Here is an 18,685-nt window from a genome sequence, read left to right as displayed (position 1 = left end):
AGATGTTAGTGAAGAATCCCAGGCCCATCAAGCGACGAGATGAATAGCTATGGAACTTGAAGTTGCCGAAGCGGTCGCGAGGGGATATCCCCCGTCGGTCCTGTACCTCCGCAACGATGATGTCGTTGAGACCGAGGTTTGTGCGTTCAACTATTTTTCCACATTCTTGAAGGGGTCTCGGGAAGCTCAGGTGCATGTGTGGTTGTTCGATAGGGACGGGACCCAGGTCGGGCACTTCGACGAAGAGCTCGGGTTGGATGGCCAGTTGCAGTTGAAGACCTCTCAATTGTGCTCGAGCATTTCCGGGACCGTAGCGGTCACTTTGATGCCGAAGGGCGAGGCAAAGGTCCGACCTGGAAAGAGAGTCACAACCGGGTATTATGCGCAGTACTATTCCCAGCAGGGCGCGATCAGTTTGTCGCATGAGCGAGAGCCGGTCACCTTGACAGAGTTCCCGACGCCGGCTTGGGCGCAGACATATCTGTCAAAGTTCGTCGAGCAATCAGGCGTCATCGTCATCAATCCCTGCATGGCACCGGGATGCGACGGTATGGGGACGGCGAGGTTGATTGCGCTCGATGGTGCTGTCCTTGCTGAGCAGAAGCTTCCTAAGATTCGACCGATGGGAGCTCGCCGCATCGATACACTTGAGCTTTTCCCGGTTGCCCGGCAACTTGTCGGATCTGCAGTTGCGTTTGCTCTTGAGATCAGCGGTGTCAACCTGGCAAGTCCATTCAGCTTCTACCAGTTCGCGAATGGCAAGTTCAGCTTGCATCATTTCTAGGATAGCGCAGTGAGCCGATTTCCGAAGCCGCCTTGGAAGCCCTACGAGCCGCGATTCATTCTCCCGACTTTCGCCGGGCTTGAATGCAGGCTTGGACTCTCTATACCGATCTGGTACCGGCCATTGACTCTGCGTTACATGCGGGACCTCGTTGCAGGCAGCTTGAAGAAGAAATTTGTCGAGTCCTTGAAGGATCTGGGGCCGGAGTTGACGAGTCTGGTCGCATCGGGATTCAGCCGGAAGCTGCGGTTCAGGCTGCACATATTGTCTCGCAGCGGCGACTATTTGACATCCTACGAGGTCCCATCAGCCTACGCGCCGAGGGCATCCTTTGAGATTGATCTGTCGAGGCTTCTGGCGGATCTAAAGCTGCCCGATGATGACTATCTCGTTGTTGCAGTGATGTCGCGGGGGCGGATGGACGGTAATCGCTCTTCGCCGGCTAGTTTTTCAATGACCTACGTCGATCAAGACAATGTGGCGATCTATCGGACAGGCGCATTCGCGCGGCCGTTGAATGAAGGTCGACTTAAATCCCACATCGGGTTCACCGGTATCAATCCGAAGGTGATCGCGACGAATGATGTGGTGAGCAGCCTTATGCTGATCAACCATTCTTCCGACCCGGAGTACGCCTTTGCGGCGAGCCCGAAAACTGTCTTGATCCGCGGGGACGGAGAACGGCTCGAAGGTGATTTTGGGGAAATCTCTCCGTTGGGTGCCCGTGAGATGTCTATTGCGGACATCTTTGGCAACAAGGTATTTGATTTCCTGAAGCCGTTTGGCGGCAGGGGGACGACCGTCACCACCTGCCTAGGTGTCACGCTGGCAAGTCTTCATCTGCAACGCTCAAATGACAATCGTCGAACCCTCCTAGGGATCGAACATTCCCGGCCCGCTCATATGAATCTTGCCGGGATTTTGCAGCATTGATCGCTTTGATCCGGTATCGTCCAAAACAGCAGTCGCCATTCCGGCGAACCATCTTCTTGCCTCTTTGGATGCCCCTTTTGGGATCCCCGGCTTTGGAATTCGTGTTCGCGCAATGGTTGTCGGAATGACAGGGCGCGCGAACGGTTCGGGTGCGGCTAGCGGAACGTTCGTCTCCGGCCTTTTTCCGAGCGCTATGGATGCTCAATGCTCCATATGTGTCTTATCGGACCTCAAGCGGTCGGCCAGGGGAATGGCTATGTCTATCGCGCATGAGCCGGAGACAGAGAGCTTCAACCCTTGAGCACGGAGTTCGTGATGTTTGCGCCACTGAGCGTGATTGCTGCCGGCACGATGCTGGCTGCGATGGCTTGGGTTGCGTTCAGGTGTCCGGCGCTCGCGATGATCTACTTCTTTCCACTTTTTGCGTTTGCAGGACGGCTTGTCTCGGTATTGTATGTCGATTTGTTCGGGCCGGTTTTCTCAGAGCAGTTGGAAACGGAGATTGGACCCGGCACGGCTGCGGTTCCGATTGCAATCTCACAGGGTCTCGTGATCGCAGCAATGCTGTTCTCGTTCCGCGGCCGGCGAGTGCAGAGACTCGTTGAGGCGACATCGCCGGTTTTACCGCCCGGAACACCTGTTCGGATCTCCGAACTGGCTTTTTGGTCCGTGGTTTTGTTCATGCTCGGGCTGTGGATTGAACTTGTGGTGAGGGGGCCCATCCCGCTATTCGTCGCGATGGAACGTTACGACTATTCCCAGCAATATGGTGGGCCCTTGCACGTACGTCTTATCGAGTGGGGAAACATGCTGGCATTCCAACTCGGCTCATTCTTCGTAGCGCCGGTGTTGAGCGGCAAGTCTTTTGATCGCAGATTCGCGTTTCTATTCGCGACCATGCTCTTGTACCTATTTCTGGTAGGGCACCGTTTCTCATCATTTTACGCCTCTACTTCGTTCTTTTTGATCCCGATCGGCGCTGTTCTTTTCATCGAGCAGGCATCCAGCCGATCCAAGGGCAAGCTATCGGGGGCTTCAGTCTTTCGCAAAATCGGAATTGCCGGCGGCGTTCTATTGGTGATGACGGTCATGGCCCTCGCTTATTCCTATGTTTTCGTTCGCGGATTCGAGGGGGCTACGCTGACTTCCAAGCTGTCGCAGCGGCTGTTGGTTCAGCAAGGTGAGATGTGGTGGGCGACGTTTGAGCGTGTGTTCGTGCAAGGTAGCTGGGACGGAGCTCTGGCCTTCCACAAGCTCTTCATCAACCCATTCGACCCGACCCGAAACTCGACCATGCAGTTTCTCATGGAACAGGCGCTGCCGCTTGAGCGCGCGCACTTCATCTTGCAGCAGGGCTCCGCCTATACTGGGGGCTGGCCTGAACTCTGTTTTGAACTCGGCGGCCCAATCGGCGGGTTCTTGCTGGTTTTGCTTTCTGCGATCGCATTTTCGGAGTTCATGTTTCTGCTCACGCGCTGTATCGTCCAGGAACGTTTCGTGACTTGCGTCTTCCTTACGCCGTTACTTTATGCGATGTCGATCGGTGTCGTGACGGGTATGGCGAATTCCTTCATTCAGTGGACCTTTGCGACAAAAGTTGCAGTCGCGTTGATCGTCTACGTAACCGAGGAAAGGTGGCGATCCAGCATGACACCGGATCCGCAGCCGCTTCGTCCAATTTACTGATTTCAGCTGGTTGGAGCCCTGAGAAATGAGCGAGCAGCGAATCTTGAACTTCGACCCGTACTTGGGCGGCTTGCTGCTGTTCTTCGTTCAGGCTGTCCGCAAGCGATGGTTGCTGCTGGTTGGCATGACGGCAGCAACAATCGTGCTAGCTTTCCTCGTTGCGAGCCGATTTCCTCCGGCGTATGAAGCGCAGGTGATCGTGCGGGGCGGCCGTCTCGACGGCGCCGAACCGATGAATTTGCAAGCTCTCGTTTCACAGGTCAATTCGTCGTCCTTCAAGCAACGTGTGGCGCAATCGATGGGCTTTCCGGACAAAGCTGACCGAAGCACTCGATTGATCTCCTCAAGCCTAGCGGCGCGGCCCGAAGGGGCGGATGCAATGCTGATCAGCGTCCAGGCCGCTGACGCCCAGGACGTGCAGCACGCGCTCGCCATCATCGTGCGTCTGTTGAATGAAGATCGGGAAGGAGTTCGTGCGTCGTTCTTTGCCAGTATCAATGCGCAGCTTGCCGCCATCGACGCGCACGTGAGCGATTTGCTTCAGACGCGGGAAAGGGTGGAGACACTGGTGAAGACGACGTCCGAGTCGAACTCCAGTGGTTCCGACGCATCTGCTCTACGCGCGGTTTGGCTGCTCAACCTGATGCAGCGTACGGGAGAGAGACTGGCTGCGTTGAGGGCTGAGCGGCTCGCGCTTGAGTCGCGGCTTGGCTCGTGGCGAACTTATCCCGCAGCTTTGATCGACGGTGCCTTCGTCACGCCCAGGCAGGTGTCGCCCCGACCGATCATGGCGATGTTCGTTTTCGGCGGGCTGACGCTCCTGGCGGGCTTGCTATATGCGCTCATACGCCAATCGCGGCCCGACTCTCCCAATCCCGTCCCGGGCGCAGACAAAACGCTCAGCCGAGGGGAGAGCGCCCCGTGCTGACGCAAGCTGTCATACTCGTTGGCGGCCTCGGGACCCGGCTGGGCGAGCGGACTCGCGCGGTCCCCAAGCCGCTGCTGGACGTCGGCGGCAAGCCTTTCCTAGAGTATATCCTCGATCAGGTCTCGCGCTATCCCACCATCGAGAAAATATTACTTCTGGCGGGACACCGTGCCGAGCAGGTGGTCGAGCGCTATCATGGCAGAACATGGCGTCGTGCTGCGGTCTCGGTGATATGTGAGCCAACGCAATTGGGCACCGGTGGGGCGCTGAAGCACGCGGCCGCTAAGCTGGAGCCGCAGTTCCTTCTCCTCAACGGTGACTCATTCTTTGACTTCAACCTGCTCGACCTCGCAGCCTTTGGCTCCGCGACGATGGTCCGAGTTGCCCTGAAGAAGGAGCATCCGGGCGATCGCTACGGCCGTGTCCTGCTTGAGCGGGGCAGCGTCAGGCGCTTTCAGGCACCGGGAACGCAACCGAACGGGCCGATCAACGCGGGTATCTATCGCATCGACCGCAGAATCCTCGATCTGATCGACCAGCTGCCGTGCTCGCTCGAACAGTCGGTGTTTCCCCGGCTGATCGAGATGGGGCAGTTAGAAGCAGCCGTCTATGAGGGCTTTTTTATCGACATCGGCATTCCCGAGGATCTGGAGCGGGCCCAGCGCGAGTTTCCAGCAAGAATGCGTCGCCCCGCCGTATTCTTCAGCGATGACGCGCTGAGCGTCGACAACGCGCATGTGCAACGGATCCAGGATTTCAACTGGATTTCCGGAGCGCGTGAAGCCATCAAGCTGTGCAATGATCGGGGCTATCTCACCTTCGTTGTGACCAACCAGTCGGGCGATGCGAGTAATTGTTATGGGGGCGATGCGGTTCATAAGCTCCACGACCGGATGAGCCACGAACTCGCAAAGATCGGCGCCCACATCGACGAATTCCAACACTGCCGGTACCATGAAGATGGAGCTGTGGAGCAGTGGCGTCGCGCCAGCGACCGGCGCAAGCCGGGCATGATCCTCGATTGCTTCGCCGCCTGGCCGTTGCAAATCGAATCGAGCCTCCTGGTCGGCAATCATTCTCACGAAGTCCAGGCGGCGGTTGCAGCCGGCATTGCGGGGCATCTGTTCAAGGGCCGCAATCTCGAGACATTCATTCGGCTGCTGCTCGGCAAGGGTCGGGATCAGGAGGTCGCCGGCGTCAGATCCCTCTGAGGGCGCGGAACATGAGTTCCGCTTGGTCCCAGTCCTCCAGCGTGTCGATGTCTTGTACCAGCACACGCGGGAGCACTATGCCAATAGATCTCGGCGAGAACACGGGAACGTCGTCGAGGAAGGCGCGCGCGGTGCCCCAGTAAAACTGTCCCGCGTCGTGGAAGGCCGGCTCGAGATCCTGGGAGCGGGTCAGACGGTGTTCAGGATAGAAGGCGTCTACCCGTCCTGTGCTCGTGATGCGCAGGGCCCTCTGAATCGGAAATGCGTAGCTGGTGACGGAAAAGGCAAAGGTCGCGTCCGAGCGGGTGAGGGCGTCGTGCCCCTCGCGCAGATAGCGCGGCTGAATCAGCGGAGCGGTGGCGTAGATGCAGCAGGCGTGGCTGATCTGACTTCCTCGTTCGAGAAACCAAGTGACGGCATGTTTGACGACTGCATTGGTGCCGGTGAAATCGTCGGCAATCTCCCTCGGCCGAATGAACGGCGTCGTCGCGCCCAGTTGGCGCGACAGGGCTGCGATCTCCTCGTCATCCGTGGACACGATGATCTCGTCGAACAGGCCGCTCTCGCGCGCTGCATCGATCGAGTACGAGATGATAGGTTTACCACAGAACGGACGGATGTTCTTGCGGGGAATCCGCTTGCTTCCGCCGCGCGCCGGAATGACCGCGATCTTCACGAGAGGATCTTCGTGAGTGCGCTGACGACGGTGTCCTGTTCTGCTTCCGTCATCTTCGAAAACAGCGGCAACGTAATGGCGTCGTGGTAGTAGCTTTCAGCTTCCGGAAACATGCCGGTGCGGAAGCCGAGGCGCTGATAATAGGGCTGGGTGTGCACCGGGATATAGTGCACGTTGACGCCGATGCCGGCGGCGCGCAATGCTTCGAAGACCTGACGTCGGGTGAGCTTGATCTCGTTTCGCCGCAGCCGGATCACGTAGAGGTGCCAGGCGGAATTTGTGTCGGGGTGTTGCCAAGGACAGGTCACCGGCAGCCCAGCGAGCAAGGTATCGTAGCGCGCGGCAAGTTCACGCCGGCGCGCGACAAAGGCGTCGAGGCGGGCAAGCTGGCTGGCGCCAAGTGCAGCCTGAATGTCGGTCATGCGATAGTTCAGTCCGAGCTCGATCTGCTCGTACGTCCAGGGGCCATGCCGGTCTTCGTTGGAGCGATCCGCTTCAGGCGGATCAGTCTGGACGGGGCGTACAATGCCGTGGGTGCGCAGATAGGCAAGTCGCTCCCCAAGCCTTGAGTCATTGGTGAGCGCCATGCCTCCTTCGCCGGTTGTGATGATCTTCACCGGATGGAAGCTGAAGATTGCAATGTCGCTGAGCTGCGCTGCTCCGATCTTCCGCCCCCGATATTCGCCGCCGACCGCGTGCGAGGCATCTTCGATGATGCGGAAGCCATAACGATCAGCGAGCGCGCGGATCTCCGCCATTTCGCAGGACTGGCCCGCGAAGTGGACGGGGATCACCACCTTAGGCAATTTCCCTTGGCTGCTTGCCTGCGCCAGCTTCTCCGTGAGTGCAGCCACACTCATGTTGTAAGTGCGCGGATCGATGTCGACGAAGTCGACGCTAGCACCGCAATAGAGCGCACAATTGGCCGACGCTACGAACGTGTTCGGGACGGTCCAGAGGATGTCGCCCGGACCGAGATCAAGGGCGAGACAGGCGATATGAAGCGCTGCCGTCGCATTCGAGACCGCGATCGCACTGCCAGCACCGCAGTATGCCGCCATCGCCTGCTCGAAGCGGGGCCCGGCCTGTCCTTGGGTCAGCCAGTCCGACTGCAGCACCTGCGTGACTGCGTCGATGTCCTCGGCGGAAATGTCCTGGCGCCCGTAGGGGATCATTGCAGAGCGATCTTGTTGAAGTCCCGGATCTCGGCGGGATCGAGGAAGTGGTCGTTTCGACCAGAATTGTACTCGAAGCCATCGGGAACCGGCTCGCCGCGTTCGCCGATCTGGTTCGTGAGATAGTCCACATCGCGACGGAAGAATTTGATCGTCGGCTTGATCACGAAATGATCGTGAAACTTCACCGTCAGATGCGAATCGTCGGTCGGGCACATGACCTCATGGAGCTTTTCGCCCGGACGGATGCCGATCATCCGGGTCGGCAGCGTTGGGGCCATTGCCGCAGCCAGATCCGGAATACGGACGGAAGGGATCATCGGAACGAAAATCTCGCCGCCCGACATGCGCTGGAAGCTCTTGATCACGAAATCAACGCCCTGCTGCAACGAGATCCAGAACCGCGTCATCCGCGGATCGGTGATCGGCAGATGATCCGTCCCTTCGGCGATCAGCTTGTTGAACAGCGGTACGATCGAACCGCGCGAACCGACGACGTTACCGTACCGCACCACGGCAAAAGCCGTACGATGGCCGCCAGCCATGTTGTTGGCGGCAATGAACAGCTTGTCCGAGGCCAGCTTGGTCGCGCCGTAGAGATTGATCGGCTGCGCAGCCTTGTCCGTGGAGAGCGCGATCACCTTCTCGACGTTCGCCGCGAGCGCGGCTTGAATCACGTTCTCCGCACCATGGACGTTGGTCTTGATGCACTCCATGGGATTGTATTCGGCGGCCGGCACCTGCTTCAAGGCAGCGGCGTGAACGACGAAGTCGATCCCTTCCATGGCCGAGCGGAGGCGCTCACCGTCACGGACGTCGCCGATGAAATAGCGCATTGCAGGCTGATCGAACTCCTGCTGCATCTCGTACTGCTTCAGCTCGTCGCGCGAATACACGACGACACGACGCGGCTTGAAGTCCCTCAGCAGGCAGCCGACGAACTTCTTTCCGAACGATCCTGTGCCCCCAGTGATCAGAATGGCTTTTTGATTGAACATGCTCGCTCTTGCGCCGGATCGTTGTCTGGAGTGGGGAGAATGCCGCTGGTTACCATACGCTCCTGCCGCCGTCCATCACCAGGTTCTGGCCTGTCATGTAGCTCGATGCATCCGAGCAGAGGAACTGCACGGCCGCACGGTATTCGTCCACTTTGGCCATGCGGCCCATCGGAATCAGGCGGGTCAGTCGTTCGACGAAGGCCGGGTCCTGGTTGTTGAACACGCCCCCGGGCGAGATCGCGTTTACGCGCACGCCGCGCTCGGCCCAGTAGGTCGCCAGGTATTTCGTCAACCCGATCAATCCGTGCTTGATCACCGAGTAGGTCACCGGCTTCACCGGCTGCTCCTCCTCGCGTGTCACCTGCGGCTGGCGGTACAGCCGCTGGTCCGGCGCGATCACGCCGAGATCGGAGGCGATGTTGAGGATCACGCCGCGGCCACGCGATGCCATTGCGCTGCCGAACACCTGGGCGCACAGCATCGCGCCGGTCAGGCCCACGGCGATCTCGGTCTGCCATTGCGGCACCGGAAACGCTTCGAAGCGGGAGGAATGCATCACGCCGGGTGCGGAGGTCACCTTGGGGTCGATCGCCGCGTTGTTGACGAGGATGTCGATGGAGACGCCGCGGCCGGAAAGCTGCTCGTGCGCAGCGTGCACCGAATCGAGTGTGGTGACGTCGATCGCAAGCGCGATCAGGTCGGCGGATGGCGCAGTCTGCTCGAGTGCGGCAACGGCGGCTTCGGCCTGCGCAAGCCCGACTTCGGTAACGACGACGCGCGCGCCGGCCTCGGAGAGTGCGACGACATGCTGCCGGCCGAGCAGGCCGCCTGCACCGGTCACGAGAGCTGTGCGGCCGGTCAGGTCATAGCGTGAGGACGGGCTTGCCATCGGGAGCTCCTGTTCAGCTGCGCAATTGGCCGCCGTCGGCGACCATGACGCTGCCGGTGATGAACGCCGCGCGCGGCGAGGCGAGAAACGAGACGAGGTCGGCGACCTCTTCCGGCTTCCCCAGCCGGCGCAGAGCCACCTCGCGAACAAGCATGTCCTCGACTGCGGCCCTGTTCTCGGCGAGCTTGCGCGCCCAGGTGCCGTCCGCTGCGAGGATGTTGCCGGGCGCGACCGCATTGATGCGGATGCCCTCGAGCGCCAGCGGTCGCGCCAGCCCGCGCACGGTCGCGTTCAGCGCCGCCTTCGCGGCATAGTAGGTGACGGGCGCGCCCAGCGCCGCCATGCCGGCGATCGAGGAGATGCAGACGATCGACCGGTCGCCGCTGCCGCGCGCCATCAACGGCCGTGCGGCCTCGATCATGTTGGTCGTGGCGAAGAGATTGAGGTCCATCACCCGCGACCATTCCGCAGCATTTTCCTGCCCGGGCGGCACGGAAGCGCCGCTGCCGACGTTGCAGACGAGGATGTCGAGGCGCCCCCACTGTCGTTCGACCTCGTGCAGCAGCCTTGCTGCGGCGGCCGCATCGGTGACATCAGCCACATGTACCGACGTGCTGCCGCCGACCGCACCCCGCGCGGCATCGAGCGCGTCTGCGCCGCGCGCCGCGAGCGCTACTCTGGCGCCTTCTGCGGCGAGCGTCGTCGCGATCGCGAGCCCGATCCCACGGCTGGCGCCGGTGACGAGCGCGACGCGATCATCCAGCTCGAGCTTCATCGCGTGGCATCCTCGATCCAGCGAACCGTCATGTCGCGATATTTCGCCAGCGCGCCGGCGTGGTCGTCATCGCCGGCCCGCGCGGTTTGCAGGATGTACTGTCCCTTGTAGCCGGAGCGCTCGATCAGCCGGATCGTCTTGGCGAGATCGGCGTTGCCGGTGCCGAGCGGCACGGTGGTGCCCCCGCGCACACGGTCCTTCACATGGACATTGAGAATGCGGGGCGCGTAGGCCTCGATCTCCTCGGCGCTGTCGTAGCCCAGCGAGGCACTGTTGCCGCTGTCGTAGTTGATGCCAAAGACTTCCGCCGGAAACGCCTCCATGAAGCGGGCGAGGTCGCGCGGCGGCAGATCGGACTCGAAGACGATCTTGACGTTCTGTCTCACCAGCTGTTCGCGGCGGGCGATCAGCACCCGCTTGAGCGTGTCGCTCTCGCTCTCGCGCTCGATCTTGCCGTTGTCGACCAGCGGGACCACGATGAACTCGATGCCAATGCGGCTGCAGGCGGCAATCAGGAGATCCAGATCGTTGACGAGGGCATCGCGCACGACCGCATCGACTTTCCAGAACGGCGCCTGCATGAAGCAATCGCCGGTCAGGCTCGGGATGCGAACGCCGTTCTCGCGTGCCAGCGTCTGAATCTCCTGTTGTCCCTGCTCGGTCATCAGCGGGTTCTCGCGCAGCCGCTCCTGGTCGATGGTCCATTCCATCCGCGTCAGGCCGAGCGCGTTAGCGCGGGGAAATTCCTCGCGCCATTCGTTCCACGGGAATGCCTGGATCTTGCCGTCGACCAAAGCCGACAGCCGTCCCTGCATGAAGCCGATGCGTTCGAGCGTTGCGGTCACGATGTGCTATCCGAACTGATGGAGAGGCCCTTGGCGATCCAACCGCCGTCGACGAAGATTTCCTGGCCGGTCACATAGGCGGAGGCTGCCGAGGCCAGAAAAACGGCGGCACCAACCATGTCGGCGGGCTGACCCCAGCGGCCGAGCATGGTGTGGCGGCGCCGATCCTCATGCATCACAGGATCGGCATGGCTCTTCGCGGTCATCTCGGTCGCGACGTAGCCCGGCGCAAGCGCGTTGACACGGATGCCGTCCGGTGCGTAGTCGGCAGCGAGAGCGCGTGTCAGCCCGGCAAGCCCCGCCTTCGCCGCGACGTAACCGGGATTACCAGGAAAACCGCGCACCGAATTGATGCTGGTGACGTTGACGATCGCCGCCGAGCCCGCATTCTTCAGGAGCGGATAGGCGGCGAGGATGGTGGCGTAGACGCCGGTGAGATCGGTTGCGACCGTGGCGCGGAAGCGTGCGAGCTCGCTTTCGCTGCCTTGGGCCGGAAGACTGATGCCGGCGGCATTCACGAGTGCGTCGATGCGATCGCTTTTTGCGGCGATGGTGCGAAATGCGGCTTCGATCGCGCCGTCGTCGGAGAGGTCGCAGGCAATCGCGGGCACGCCCTGCGGCGCGGTTCCGGATCGGCTGAGGCCGAACACGGCGGCTCCGGCGTCCTTCAGGCCGCTTGCAATCGCCGCGCCAATGCCGCGCGAGGCGCCGGTGACCACCGCGATCTTGCCTGCGAGAGAGAAGGCGCTGAGATCAGGCATAGCCGTAGCTGCGCATGATGGCGGCGCAAAGCTTGACGTCCTCGGGGCGGTCGATCTGGAACATCTTGTGACGATCCATCACGTGGAAGCCGATCTTGCCGCCGAGACGATTATTCTGCTCGCGCAGGAGGGATGGGATGAGGACGTAGAACGAGCCGTTCTCGAGGTACCGCTTCTCGATCTGCTGCCGCATACGGCGGTTGCGATGATCGTAATTGATCGGCTCCGGGCCGCTCGCGCCGATTCGCCAGTTGAAATAGTCCTCGACCTCGCAGACCGACAGCAGGCTGTCGAGATGGTCGCGATCGAAGGTTGCGAGCGCGTTCTCGATGTCGCTGGGCTCGCGGATCGGCGATGTAGCCTGAAGCGCGACGACACGCTCGAACCGGCCCATTTGCGCTTCGGTCGCATCGAGAGCATGTAGCCAGGCGGATTCGGAGGAGGCGAGGTCGCCCGAAATGTCGTCCGGACGCCGCACGCCGATGGCTCCTGCGACCTCGGCCGCGGCGAGAATGGCGTCGCTGTCCGACGAGACCGCCACCACGTCGACCCCGCGTGCGGCGCGGGCCTGTTCGACCGTCCAGGCGATCAGGGGCTTTCCGCAGAGATCGAGCAGGTTCTTGTGCGGGATGCCCTTGGAGCCGCCGCGCGCGGCGATCACGGCCAGCGTCTTGCGCGCCATCAGATGTGTCCCTCCAGACGCTCGAGCGCGGTCCAGAAGCCTTCGCCCATGTTCTTGTGGCCCTGCCATATCTCGGGAATGAATGACGCCGCCGGTGCATGCTTGCGCAGCACCTGTCCGATCTCGTCGAAATCGATTTCGCCTTCGCCGATCTGGAGACCTTCGCCGTCGAGGCCTTTGGCGTCCCCGAAATGCAGATGCGCGGTGTGCGGCCCGAGCTGGGCGAGGCCTTGCGCGAAGTCGAAGCCGAAGTGATTGGCGGCGAGCTTGGTGTGGGAGATATCGACGCACATGCGCAAACCATGCTTGGCGCAGAACGCGGCCGATTCCTCCGGGAAGATGAAGATGTTCTGGTGGCGCTGGCCGCCGAAATGCCAGGGGAACGGCGCCATGGTCTGCGGCGTCAGCTCGACACCGTCCATGTCGAGCTCGGTCAAGCTCTGCGCGAAGATGCGGTAGCGCTCGGCTTTCTCCTCCGGCGGCAGCGGCTCGTCCATGGTGAAGCCGCCGATATTGGCGACGATGGGCGGGCGCTTGGTCTTGGGAAAGAACTTCTTCAGGCCGCGCGTGATGTCGATCACCGCCTGGGTTTGCTCCAGCGAATAGCGCCGCAGCGCCTCGTCGGGGGTTGCGAGGTCCATCAGCTTGGAGCCGGCAAACAGCTCCGGCGCATGCACGACGAAGCCGAGATCATAGGTGCCCGACAGATAGGCCGCCGGATCGCGCTCCATGTCGCTGTAGCTGAGATGGAATTCGATGATGTCGGGCTCGCAAATCTCCAGGAAACGCTCGGTATCGTGATAGCGCACCGGCACGCCCCAGGGGCGGTCGAACTGGTAGCGCCGCGCCTTCGCGGCGCCTTCATTGAGATCGCTCCGGAAGAAATAGTCGTCGGCCGCCATTGTCCGCGTCAGCTTGCGGCCGAGCAGCGCCGGCATCTTCAGCGGCGACAGGCCCTGTCCCGGGCTCTTCACGGCAATGTCGCTCTCGGCGATCACGGTGCCGGCCGGCAGGTCGCGCGCGGCCACCAGGCTCTTGGCGAGGTTTTCGCGGTTGATCAGCTCACCCTGGCTCAGCGCGCGCTGGGCGAGCTTCTCGCCGCGCGCCGCTTCCACCTCGCGAATGCCGGAGACGAGCGCCTTGAACTCCTCCGGCTCGAGACTTGCGGCATGGTCCGGACCTTCCATCTCGCGATCGAGCGTGATGTGGCGCTCTATGACGACGGCGCCGAGTGCGACGGCGGCCGTCGAGACGGCAATGCCGCGCTCGTGGCCGGAATAGCCGACGACCGGATGGATCTCGCGCAGCGTTTCCATGAAACGCAAATGGATGTTGTGGAGTGCGGCCGGATAGGTGCTCTGGCAGTGGAGGAGCACATAGCTGGCATTGCGGTCGTCGAGGAACTTCGCCGCGGCCTTGATCTCGTCCGTCGTGCTCATGCCGGTCGAGACGATCAGCGTCTTGCCGGTGGCTGTGAGGCGGGCGAGCAGCGGCAGGTTGGTGAGATCGGCCGAGGCGACCTTGTAGGCCTCGACGCCGAAGCTTTCGAGCACAGCGACGCTCTTCGCGTCCCAGGGCGTGCAGAGGTACTCGATGCCCTTGGCTGCGCAATATTCGGCGATCTTCTTCTGCTGAGCGGTCGGCAGCTCGAAGCGGCGCAGAAGATCGAGCGTATATTCGACGGCGAGGTCGTCGTCTTTCCCGGACAGACTCGAGGCACGATAGACCTCGTCGAGCTTGCGCATCTGGAACTTGGCGCAATCGGCTCCGGCCGCGACCGCGGCGTCGACCAGCGCAATGGCGCGCTCGAAATCGCCATTATGGTTGTTGCCGATCTCGGCGATGACGTAGCAGGGTTCGCCATCGCCCAGAAGACGGTTGCCGATGCGGACCGGAGCAGGTTGTTTGGGCGATGTCATCAACATTCTCGTCTCATATGCGTCAGGCAAGTTGGGCGGGAACACGCGACTTCCACGTCCGCAGCCCGTTCTCCTCGAACATGATGCGCGAACAGCTGTGCCCCTGCTGTTCCAGCGCCGCGATCAGCTGGTAGCGCTCGAACGGGCGGACGAAGAACATGAAGTAACCGCCGCCGCCGGCGCCAAGCAACTTGCCGCCGACCGCGCCATGCTGCTTGGCAAAATCATAGATCGCGTCGATCGCGTCCGACGAGATCTTGGAGCTCAGCTTCCGCTTGGCGTGCCAGGCCTCGTCGATCAGCCGGCCGCATTCCAGCAGCTGGCCGCGCAGCAGATGCCGCCTTATGTCGCGCGTCACTTCCTTCTGCTTTGCAGCTGCGGCGACAGCGTCGCTGGTCCCGTGCTGAGCCTTCTGGTCGCGGTGAATGGCGCCGGAATCGCGCCCCGAGCCGACGTAACAGAGCACCAGGCTCTCCTCGAGCTCGGCGATGATGTTGGGATCGAGGCGAAGCGGCACGATGGTGTTCTGGTCGGAGAAGAACTCCATGTGATTGAATCCGCCGAACACGGTGGCGTACTGATCCTGCCAGCCGCCGGGAATGTTGAGCATCAACCGCTCGGCCTGGAAGGCCATCTCCGCGATCTCGTGGCGGTCCCACTGGTCGCTGCGAAATTCGTTGAAGCAGCCGATGATCGCCGACGAGACCACCGCGGAGCCGCCGAGTCCCGATCCGACCGGGAAGTCGGCGGACACTTCGAGCTCGAAGCCGTAAGTCGGCTTGATCAGGCGCACGACCGACTTGATCAGTGCGAGATCTCCGCCCGTTCCGAGCTCTGCGAGATTGTCGGTCTCGACCGTGCGGCGGAAGTCGTGCGAGTAGATCCGGATGCTGGGATCGCTCCGGCGCCGCAGCGTCGCGTGAGCGTACATCTTGATCGTGGCGCTGATGACTGCGCCTCCATCATTCGCCACGAAGTAATGCGTCAGGTCGGTGCCGCCGCCGGAGAAGCTGATCCGCACCGGCGAGCGGGCGCGCGCGAACACCTCGCTCTCTTCCGACAGGTTGAACAGCTCGCGGCTGAACACGTCGACCAGCCGCCCCTCGCCATCGAGGATCGGCACCACATGGACGCGCTGGTCGAGCAGTTTGAGGATCTGCTCGCGCGGACCGCCGCTCGGCGCCCAGACGAAGTCGCGATTGATGCAGGACACAACCCGGTCCTGGATCGTGATGCCGGTCAGCATGCGCCTTCGGATGTCGCCGTCCGTTACGGCGCCGACGATCCGCCCACTCGCGTCCTGCGCGAACAGGATGCCGAGCATGTTCGCGTTCAGGCGCCGGAAGGCTTCCTCAATGGTCTCTGTCTCGGCGATGGTGACGAGGGTTCGATCAAGCACGTTTTGGGGTCCAGAAAGGGCCGATTCCGGCCATATCGCAGCGGGGTCTGGTAATACGGGAGCGGCCGGGACGATGCAAGGTTCCTGCGCCCAGACGGTACTCGCCAAAATGACAGGCTTTAGATCGCTTCGGCGGCGCGGTAGCCCATTTTGCATCGTTGCAGTTTTTTTAGAAGGCCTGGAAAGGCGTCCACGTGACCGTATATGGTCGAGTCGAGCCCGGACAGGACAACGGTGCCGCGGCTGTCCCGGATCGAGCTGAGTGCAGTTGCGCACGGATCCCTCCGTCGCTAGGACTTCGAAGCTGACCGCGCCAGACTTGGCTTGGCCTTGATGCCGTGCCCGCAGGCTTCCTTGGCGTCCTCCGGCATGAGTGCCTTCACGGCGGCTTTAGCTGCCTCATGCTGTCCGTGCGCATCTCGGGTTCCAGATAAGTAGCCGCCAGCTCTGTCCATTGATTGGACGTGGACATGTCCACCACTCTGACGGCCTCCAGCCTTGGGCGCGGCGTTTCGATGTTGAAAAGGGCGGGTCGTTCACCGTTCTGGACGCACCGCCAGAACTTCTTCTCGGCGGTCAGGAGAAGATGCTGGTAGAGCGGGTCGTTTTTGTCGCAAGAATCGCTCTGGTCCTCGCGCGCTTACACCAATGAGACGGTAGGCTGACAGGCATGAAATGACAAAACGAAGCCAATTGTAACCCGAACCGCAAAGATCTGGACTGCAGATGGCGCGGCATAGAAGTCGCTCCTAGCCAAGCGCAATATGTTGAATTGAAGCGGTGGTTGTCGGAATATTGGGGGGAGTCTTCCAACGTGGGGTCAGTGAGCTTTGAGGCGTCCGGCAATTTTCTTTGATCGTGATGGCGTCCTCAATGAGGATGATGGCTATGCTTTTGATCCGGACAAGATCCGATGGGTGGAAGGAGCCCAACAGGCGGTAAAAGCGGTCAATGACGCCGGGTATTTTGCTTTTGTCGTAACAAACCAATCAGGAGTCGCGAGGGGATTTTATGAGGAGCGGCATGTTCGCGATTTGCACGAGTGGATGTCGCGTGAACTTGCGATCTTGGGTGCGCACATCGACGCGTTCGAGTTCTGCCCTCATCATCCCGAGGGGCTGATTGAGCGGTACCGGATCAATTGCAATTGTCGTAAGCCGCAGCCGGGAATGATTAGAGCCCTGCTCAAGCGGTACCCAGTGGATATCGATGCAAGCTTCATGGTCGGGGACAAGCAGAGCGACCTTGCTGCGGCGCAGGCGGCCGGCATCGCCGCCTATCTGTTCAATGGGTCTAATCTACATACCTTTATTGCGCCGATGTTGACAGCTAGGTCCCATGATCCTCGGCATCAACCGATATCGCATCCCGGAGACGAGAACTGAGGATGAGTGTGATCGACTCTTGCTGCAATAATCCAAAGGAGGAAAGTTGGCGTCAAAGCGACAAATCGAAGCCAATCGCGCAAACTCCGCGAAAAGTACGGGGCCGCTAACAAGTGTGGGAAAAGCCAAATCGAGCCGCAACGCATATCGGCATGGTTTATCGCGTTGGCATGATTCTGATTGTTCTGGTCTCGCCGGGTTCGATGCAGTTCTCGGGGAGGAGTTCAAAGGCGCGGGTATGGAGATAGCACTTCAAGGTTCAAGCCAGGAATAGACAGGATCGCCCGAACCGGCGTCGATCCCGGCCGGCCCGTGAAGTTGCTCACTGGCGCGATTCAAATCTGAGATAGGCGACTGAGCTACTTTGGTCAGCATTCTTAGTTGGCGACCACAGTATCAGGCGTCTATCGGCCGGCGACCCGCAGGGTATCGGGAAAGCCGAATTGGAGGTTGCAACGTTGGACATGACAGTCCACTCAGCTGCCCCTCATGCGGATCTTGTATTACCGAGATGGGCTTCACCGTGAAAGGACGTGGACCTCCCGACAGATTGCTTGGACTGGTCGGGGGCGGGCTCATTTGTAACGCAAGCCCGTCGTCGCAAGTAGACCTTTGTTTCGCGAGTTTTTTCAATTGAATAGAAAGGACTTTCAATCGGAATTGCGGGCTATATGCTTGGAGCGGTAGGAACCGCTGCGTTGGTTTAGAGGTATGCCCAAAGAGGTCCTCATAACACTGTGGTCCTTGGCTGCTGCATGCGTGGTGGCTTTCAGCCTAGCCGCACTCGTGTCATCGCACTAGGATTTGCACGTGCGCTTCCTTCAGGTCGTTCTGGTTGTATTTTTGCTGGCCGGCCCCGGGGGCGCGTTCGCCAAAAGCACGCCGCACGACGCAAAGCCTAAATCGCAGTGCCTCGTGCGTGCGTCCGAACTGCCGTCGGGAACGCCAAGAGTGGTGTGTCCGACACGCAGCTCGCCAGGAGGTTTTTGCGTCTGTCCCAAATTCTCGGAGGACGGCCAAGCCAACGGATATTTTGTTGGTACGGTAAGATAGCATCCGCGTAAGGCAGGTCCTCAGCGAGAGCTAGCCACGGCCGCAAAAAGGGGGCGCCTGATCATCTCCATCTTGCACGCTAAGCCTGCAAATTGCGATTTCCTCGCTTCGGATCTAGATCAAGTGTGCTGCCCGCGAAGAGCCTTTGATTCGCACCCAAAGGGAACAAACTCCGCTGCAGACATCTCTCGCCGAGCGCATCTGGTAAGCTGTTCCAGCGGTTTTTTCTCGATGCACCCTCCTGCAGGCCTATCGAAAAACCGAAATCTAACTTGCATCGTCGGGCAAAACAGTGGTTCATAGGGTGCTGGTCCGCCAAATGGAGCCCAGCCAATGGCCGACGAATGCAAGAGTTTGTCCGATCTGCCCGAAGTAGCCAAGCTTAACGGAGAATTCCGAAGGAATTATGGAAAGGTTCTCGGAGCCTTCCTGTACCTGCGCTCGATTAGCGCCGCCCGTGGACGTTCCTGGTTTTGGACAGCACTGGTTTCGGCCGCTTGCTCGACGGCGCTGGCTTGGCTTGGGAGGCGAATCTTGTCGTGAGCAGCCAAGGTGCTGCTTTGATAGCTTGGCCGGACCCCATGAT

The 18,685-nt window shown here is 60.8% G+C and carries 16 protein-coding genes; 6 read left to right on the top strand and 10 right to left on the bottom strand.

Going from position 1 to position 18,685, the window contains the following annotated elements; translation table 11 throughout:
* Positions 1–49: 49 nt before the first annotated feature.
* The 5 genes from HZZ13_RS25985 to HZZ13_RS25965 all read left to right on the top strand — a co-directional run bounded on the left by HZZ13_RS25985 (position 50) and on the right by HZZ13_RS25965 (position 5,542).
* On the top strand, positions 50–784 hold the full coding sequence (locus HZZ13_RS25985) for a hypothetical protein (RefSeq protein ID WP_210349476.1): 735 nt from the start codon (positions 50–52) through the stop codon (positions 782–784).
* A gap of 9 nt (positions 785–793) precedes the next feature.
* Entirely contained in the window at positions 794–1,717 is a 924-nt protein-coding gene (locus HZZ13_RS25980) for a hypothetical protein (protein ID WP_197962342.1), read from the top strand.
* A 315-nt stretch (positions 1,718–2,032) separates the two neighbouring features.
* The gene (locus HZZ13_RS25975) at positions 2,033–3,403 is read left to right on the top strand and encodes a DUF6418 domain-containing protein (RefSeq protein WP_197962341.1); all 1,371 of its coding nucleotides are present in this window, start codon (positions 2,033–2,035) and stop codon (positions 3,401–3,403) included.
* A 25-nt stretch (positions 3,404–3,428) separates the two neighbouring features.
* Positions 3,429–4,331 (top strand): GumC domain-containing protein, encoded by a 903-nt coding sequence (locus tag HZZ13_RS25970; protein WP_197962340.1) that lies wholly within the window; start codon positions 3,429–3,431, stop codon positions 4,329–4,331.
* On the top strand, positions 4,325–5,542 hold the full coding sequence (locus HZZ13_RS25965) for a sugar phosphate nucleotidyltransferase (RefSeq protein WP_197962339.1): 1,218 nt from the start codon (positions 4,325–4,327) through the stop codon (positions 5,540–5,542). The genes HZZ13_RS25970 and HZZ13_RS25965 overlap by 7 nt, the downstream gene beginning before the upstream one ends.
* Here HZZ13_RS25965 and pseF read toward each other — a convergent pair.
* The 10 genes from pseF to HZZ13_RS25915 are packed head-to-tail and all read right to left on the bottom strand — an operon-like array spanning position 5,529 to position 15,661.
* Positions 5,529–6,218 (bottom strand): pseudaminic acid cytidylyltransferase, encoded by a 690-nt coding sequence (gene pseF, locus HZZ13_RS25960; protein WP_197962338.1) that lies wholly within the window; start codon positions 6,216–6,218, stop codon positions 5,529–5,531. The genes HZZ13_RS25965 and pseF overlap by 14 nt on opposite strands.
* Complete coding sequence (pseC, locus tag HZZ13_RS25955; protein ID WP_197962337.1) at positions 6,215–7,393, bottom strand: UDP-4-amino-4,6-dideoxy-N-acetyl-beta-L-altrosamine transaminase; 1,179 nt, start codon at positions 7,391–7,393, stop codon at positions 6,215–6,217. Before pseC ends, pseF begins: the two co-directional genes overlap by 4 nt.
* Entirely contained in the window at positions 7,390–8,391 is a 1,002-nt protein-coding gene (pseB, locus tag HZZ13_RS25950; RefSeq protein ID WP_197962336.1) for a UDP-N-acetylglucosamine 4,6-dehydratase (inverting), read from the bottom strand. The genes pseC and pseB overlap by 4 nt, the downstream gene beginning before the upstream one ends.
* A gap of 49 nt (positions 8,392–8,440) precedes the next feature.
* Positions 8,441–9,280, bottom strand: a complete 840-nt coding sequence (locus HZZ13_RS25945; RefSeq protein ID WP_197962335.1) for an SDR family oxidoreductase — start codon at positions 9,278–9,280, stop codon at positions 8,441–8,443.
* A 13-nt stretch (positions 9,281–9,293) separates the two neighbouring features.
* Complete coding sequence (locus HZZ13_RS25940) at positions 9,294–10,055, bottom strand: SDR family NAD(P)-dependent oxidoreductase (RefSeq protein ID WP_197962334.1); 762 nt, start codon at positions 10,053–10,055, stop codon at positions 9,294–9,296.
* Positions 10,052–10,900: a sugar phosphate isomerase/epimerase family protein gene (locus HZZ13_RS25935; protein WP_311972753.1), complete on the bottom strand. Its 849-nt coding sequence runs from the start codon at positions 10,898–10,900 to the stop codon at positions 10,052–10,054. Before HZZ13_RS25935 ends, HZZ13_RS25940 begins: the two co-directional genes overlap by 4 nt.
* Positions 10,897–11,661: an SDR family oxidoreductase gene (locus HZZ13_RS25930; protein WP_197962333.1), complete on the bottom strand. Its 765-nt coding sequence runs from the start codon at positions 11,659–11,661 to the stop codon at positions 10,897–10,899. Before HZZ13_RS25930 ends, HZZ13_RS25935 begins: the two co-directional genes overlap by 4 nt.
* Positions 11,654–12,343: an acylneuraminate cytidylyltransferase family protein gene (locus tag HZZ13_RS25925; protein ID WP_197962332.1), complete on the bottom strand. Its 690-nt coding sequence runs from the start codon at positions 12,341–12,343 to the stop codon at positions 11,654–11,656. The genes HZZ13_RS25930 and HZZ13_RS25925 overlap by 8 nt, the downstream gene beginning before the upstream one ends.
* Positions 12,343–14,262 (bottom strand): N-acetylneuraminate synthase family protein, encoded by a 1,920-nt coding sequence (locus HZZ13_RS25920; RefSeq protein ID WP_246504560.1) that lies wholly within the window; start codon positions 14,260–14,262, stop codon positions 12,343–12,345. Before HZZ13_RS25920 ends, HZZ13_RS25925 begins: the two co-directional genes overlap by 1 nt.
* A gap of 22 nt (positions 14,263–14,284) precedes the next feature.
* Positions 14,285–15,661: a GHMP family kinase ATP-binding protein gene (locus tag HZZ13_RS25915; RefSeq protein ID WP_197962330.1), complete on the bottom strand. Its 1,377-nt coding sequence runs from the start codon at positions 15,659–15,661 to the stop codon at positions 14,285–14,287.
* An 830-nt stretch (positions 15,662–16,491) separates the two neighbouring features.
* Here HZZ13_RS25915 and HZZ13_RS25910 point away from each other — a divergent pair.
* Complete coding sequence (locus HZZ13_RS25910) at positions 16,492–17,046, top strand: D-glycero-alpha-D-manno-heptose-1,7-bisphosphate 7-phosphatase (RefSeq protein WP_197962329.1); 555 nt, start codon at positions 16,492–16,494, stop codon at positions 17,044–17,046.
* Positions 17,047–18,685 lie beyond the last annotated feature (1,639 nt).

Source organism: Bradyrhizobium agreste (genome assembly GCF_016031625.1).
Classification (GTDB): domain Bacteria; phylum Pseudomonadota; class Alphaproteobacteria; order Rhizobiales; family Xanthobacteraceae; genus Bradyrhizobium; species Bradyrhizobium agreste.
This window is presented reverse-complemented; position numbering and strand designations above follow the sequence as displayed.

Bases quoted from the DNA above. Each gene is read 5' to 3' on its own strand.
- HZZ13_RS25985 (WP_210349476.1), top strand. From the start codon at position 50: ATGGAACTTGAAGTTGCCGAAGCGGTCGCGAGGGGATATCCCCCGTCG.
- HZZ13_RS25975 (WP_197962341.1), top strand. From the start codon at position 2,033: ATGTTTGCGCCACTGAGCGTGATTGCTGCCGGCACGATGCTGGCTGCG.
- HZZ13_RS25970 (WP_197962340.1), top strand. From the start codon at position 3,429: ATGAGCGAGCAGCGAATCTTGAACTTCGACCCGTACTTGGGCGGCTTG.
- pseC (WP_197962337.1), bottom strand. From the start codon at position 7,393: ATGATCCCCTACGGGCGCCAGGACATTTCCGCCGAGGACATCGACGCA.
- pseB (WP_197962336.1), bottom strand. From the start codon at position 8,391: ATGTTCAATCAAAAAGCCATTCTGATCACTGGGGGCACAGGATCGTTC.
- HZZ13_RS25945 (WP_197962335.1), bottom strand. From the start codon at position 9,280: ATGGCAAGCCCGTCCTCACGCTATGACCTGACCGGCCGCACAGCTCTC.
- HZZ13_RS25940 (WP_197962334.1), bottom strand. From the start codon at position 10,055: ATGAAGCTCGAGCTGGATGATCGCGTCGCGCTCGTCACCGGCGCCAGC.
- HZZ13_RS25930 (WP_197962333.1), bottom strand. From the start codon at position 11,661: ATGCCTGATCTCAGCGCCTTCTCTCTCGCAGGCAAGATCGCGGTGGTC.
- HZZ13_RS25925 (WP_197962332.1), bottom strand. From the start codon at position 12,343: ATGGCGCGCAAGACGCTGGCCGTGATCGCCGCGCGCGGCGGCTCCAAG.
- HZZ13_RS25920 (WP_246504560.1), bottom strand. From the start codon at position 14,262: ATGACATCGCCCAAACAACCTGCTCCGGTCCGCATCGGCAACCGTCTT.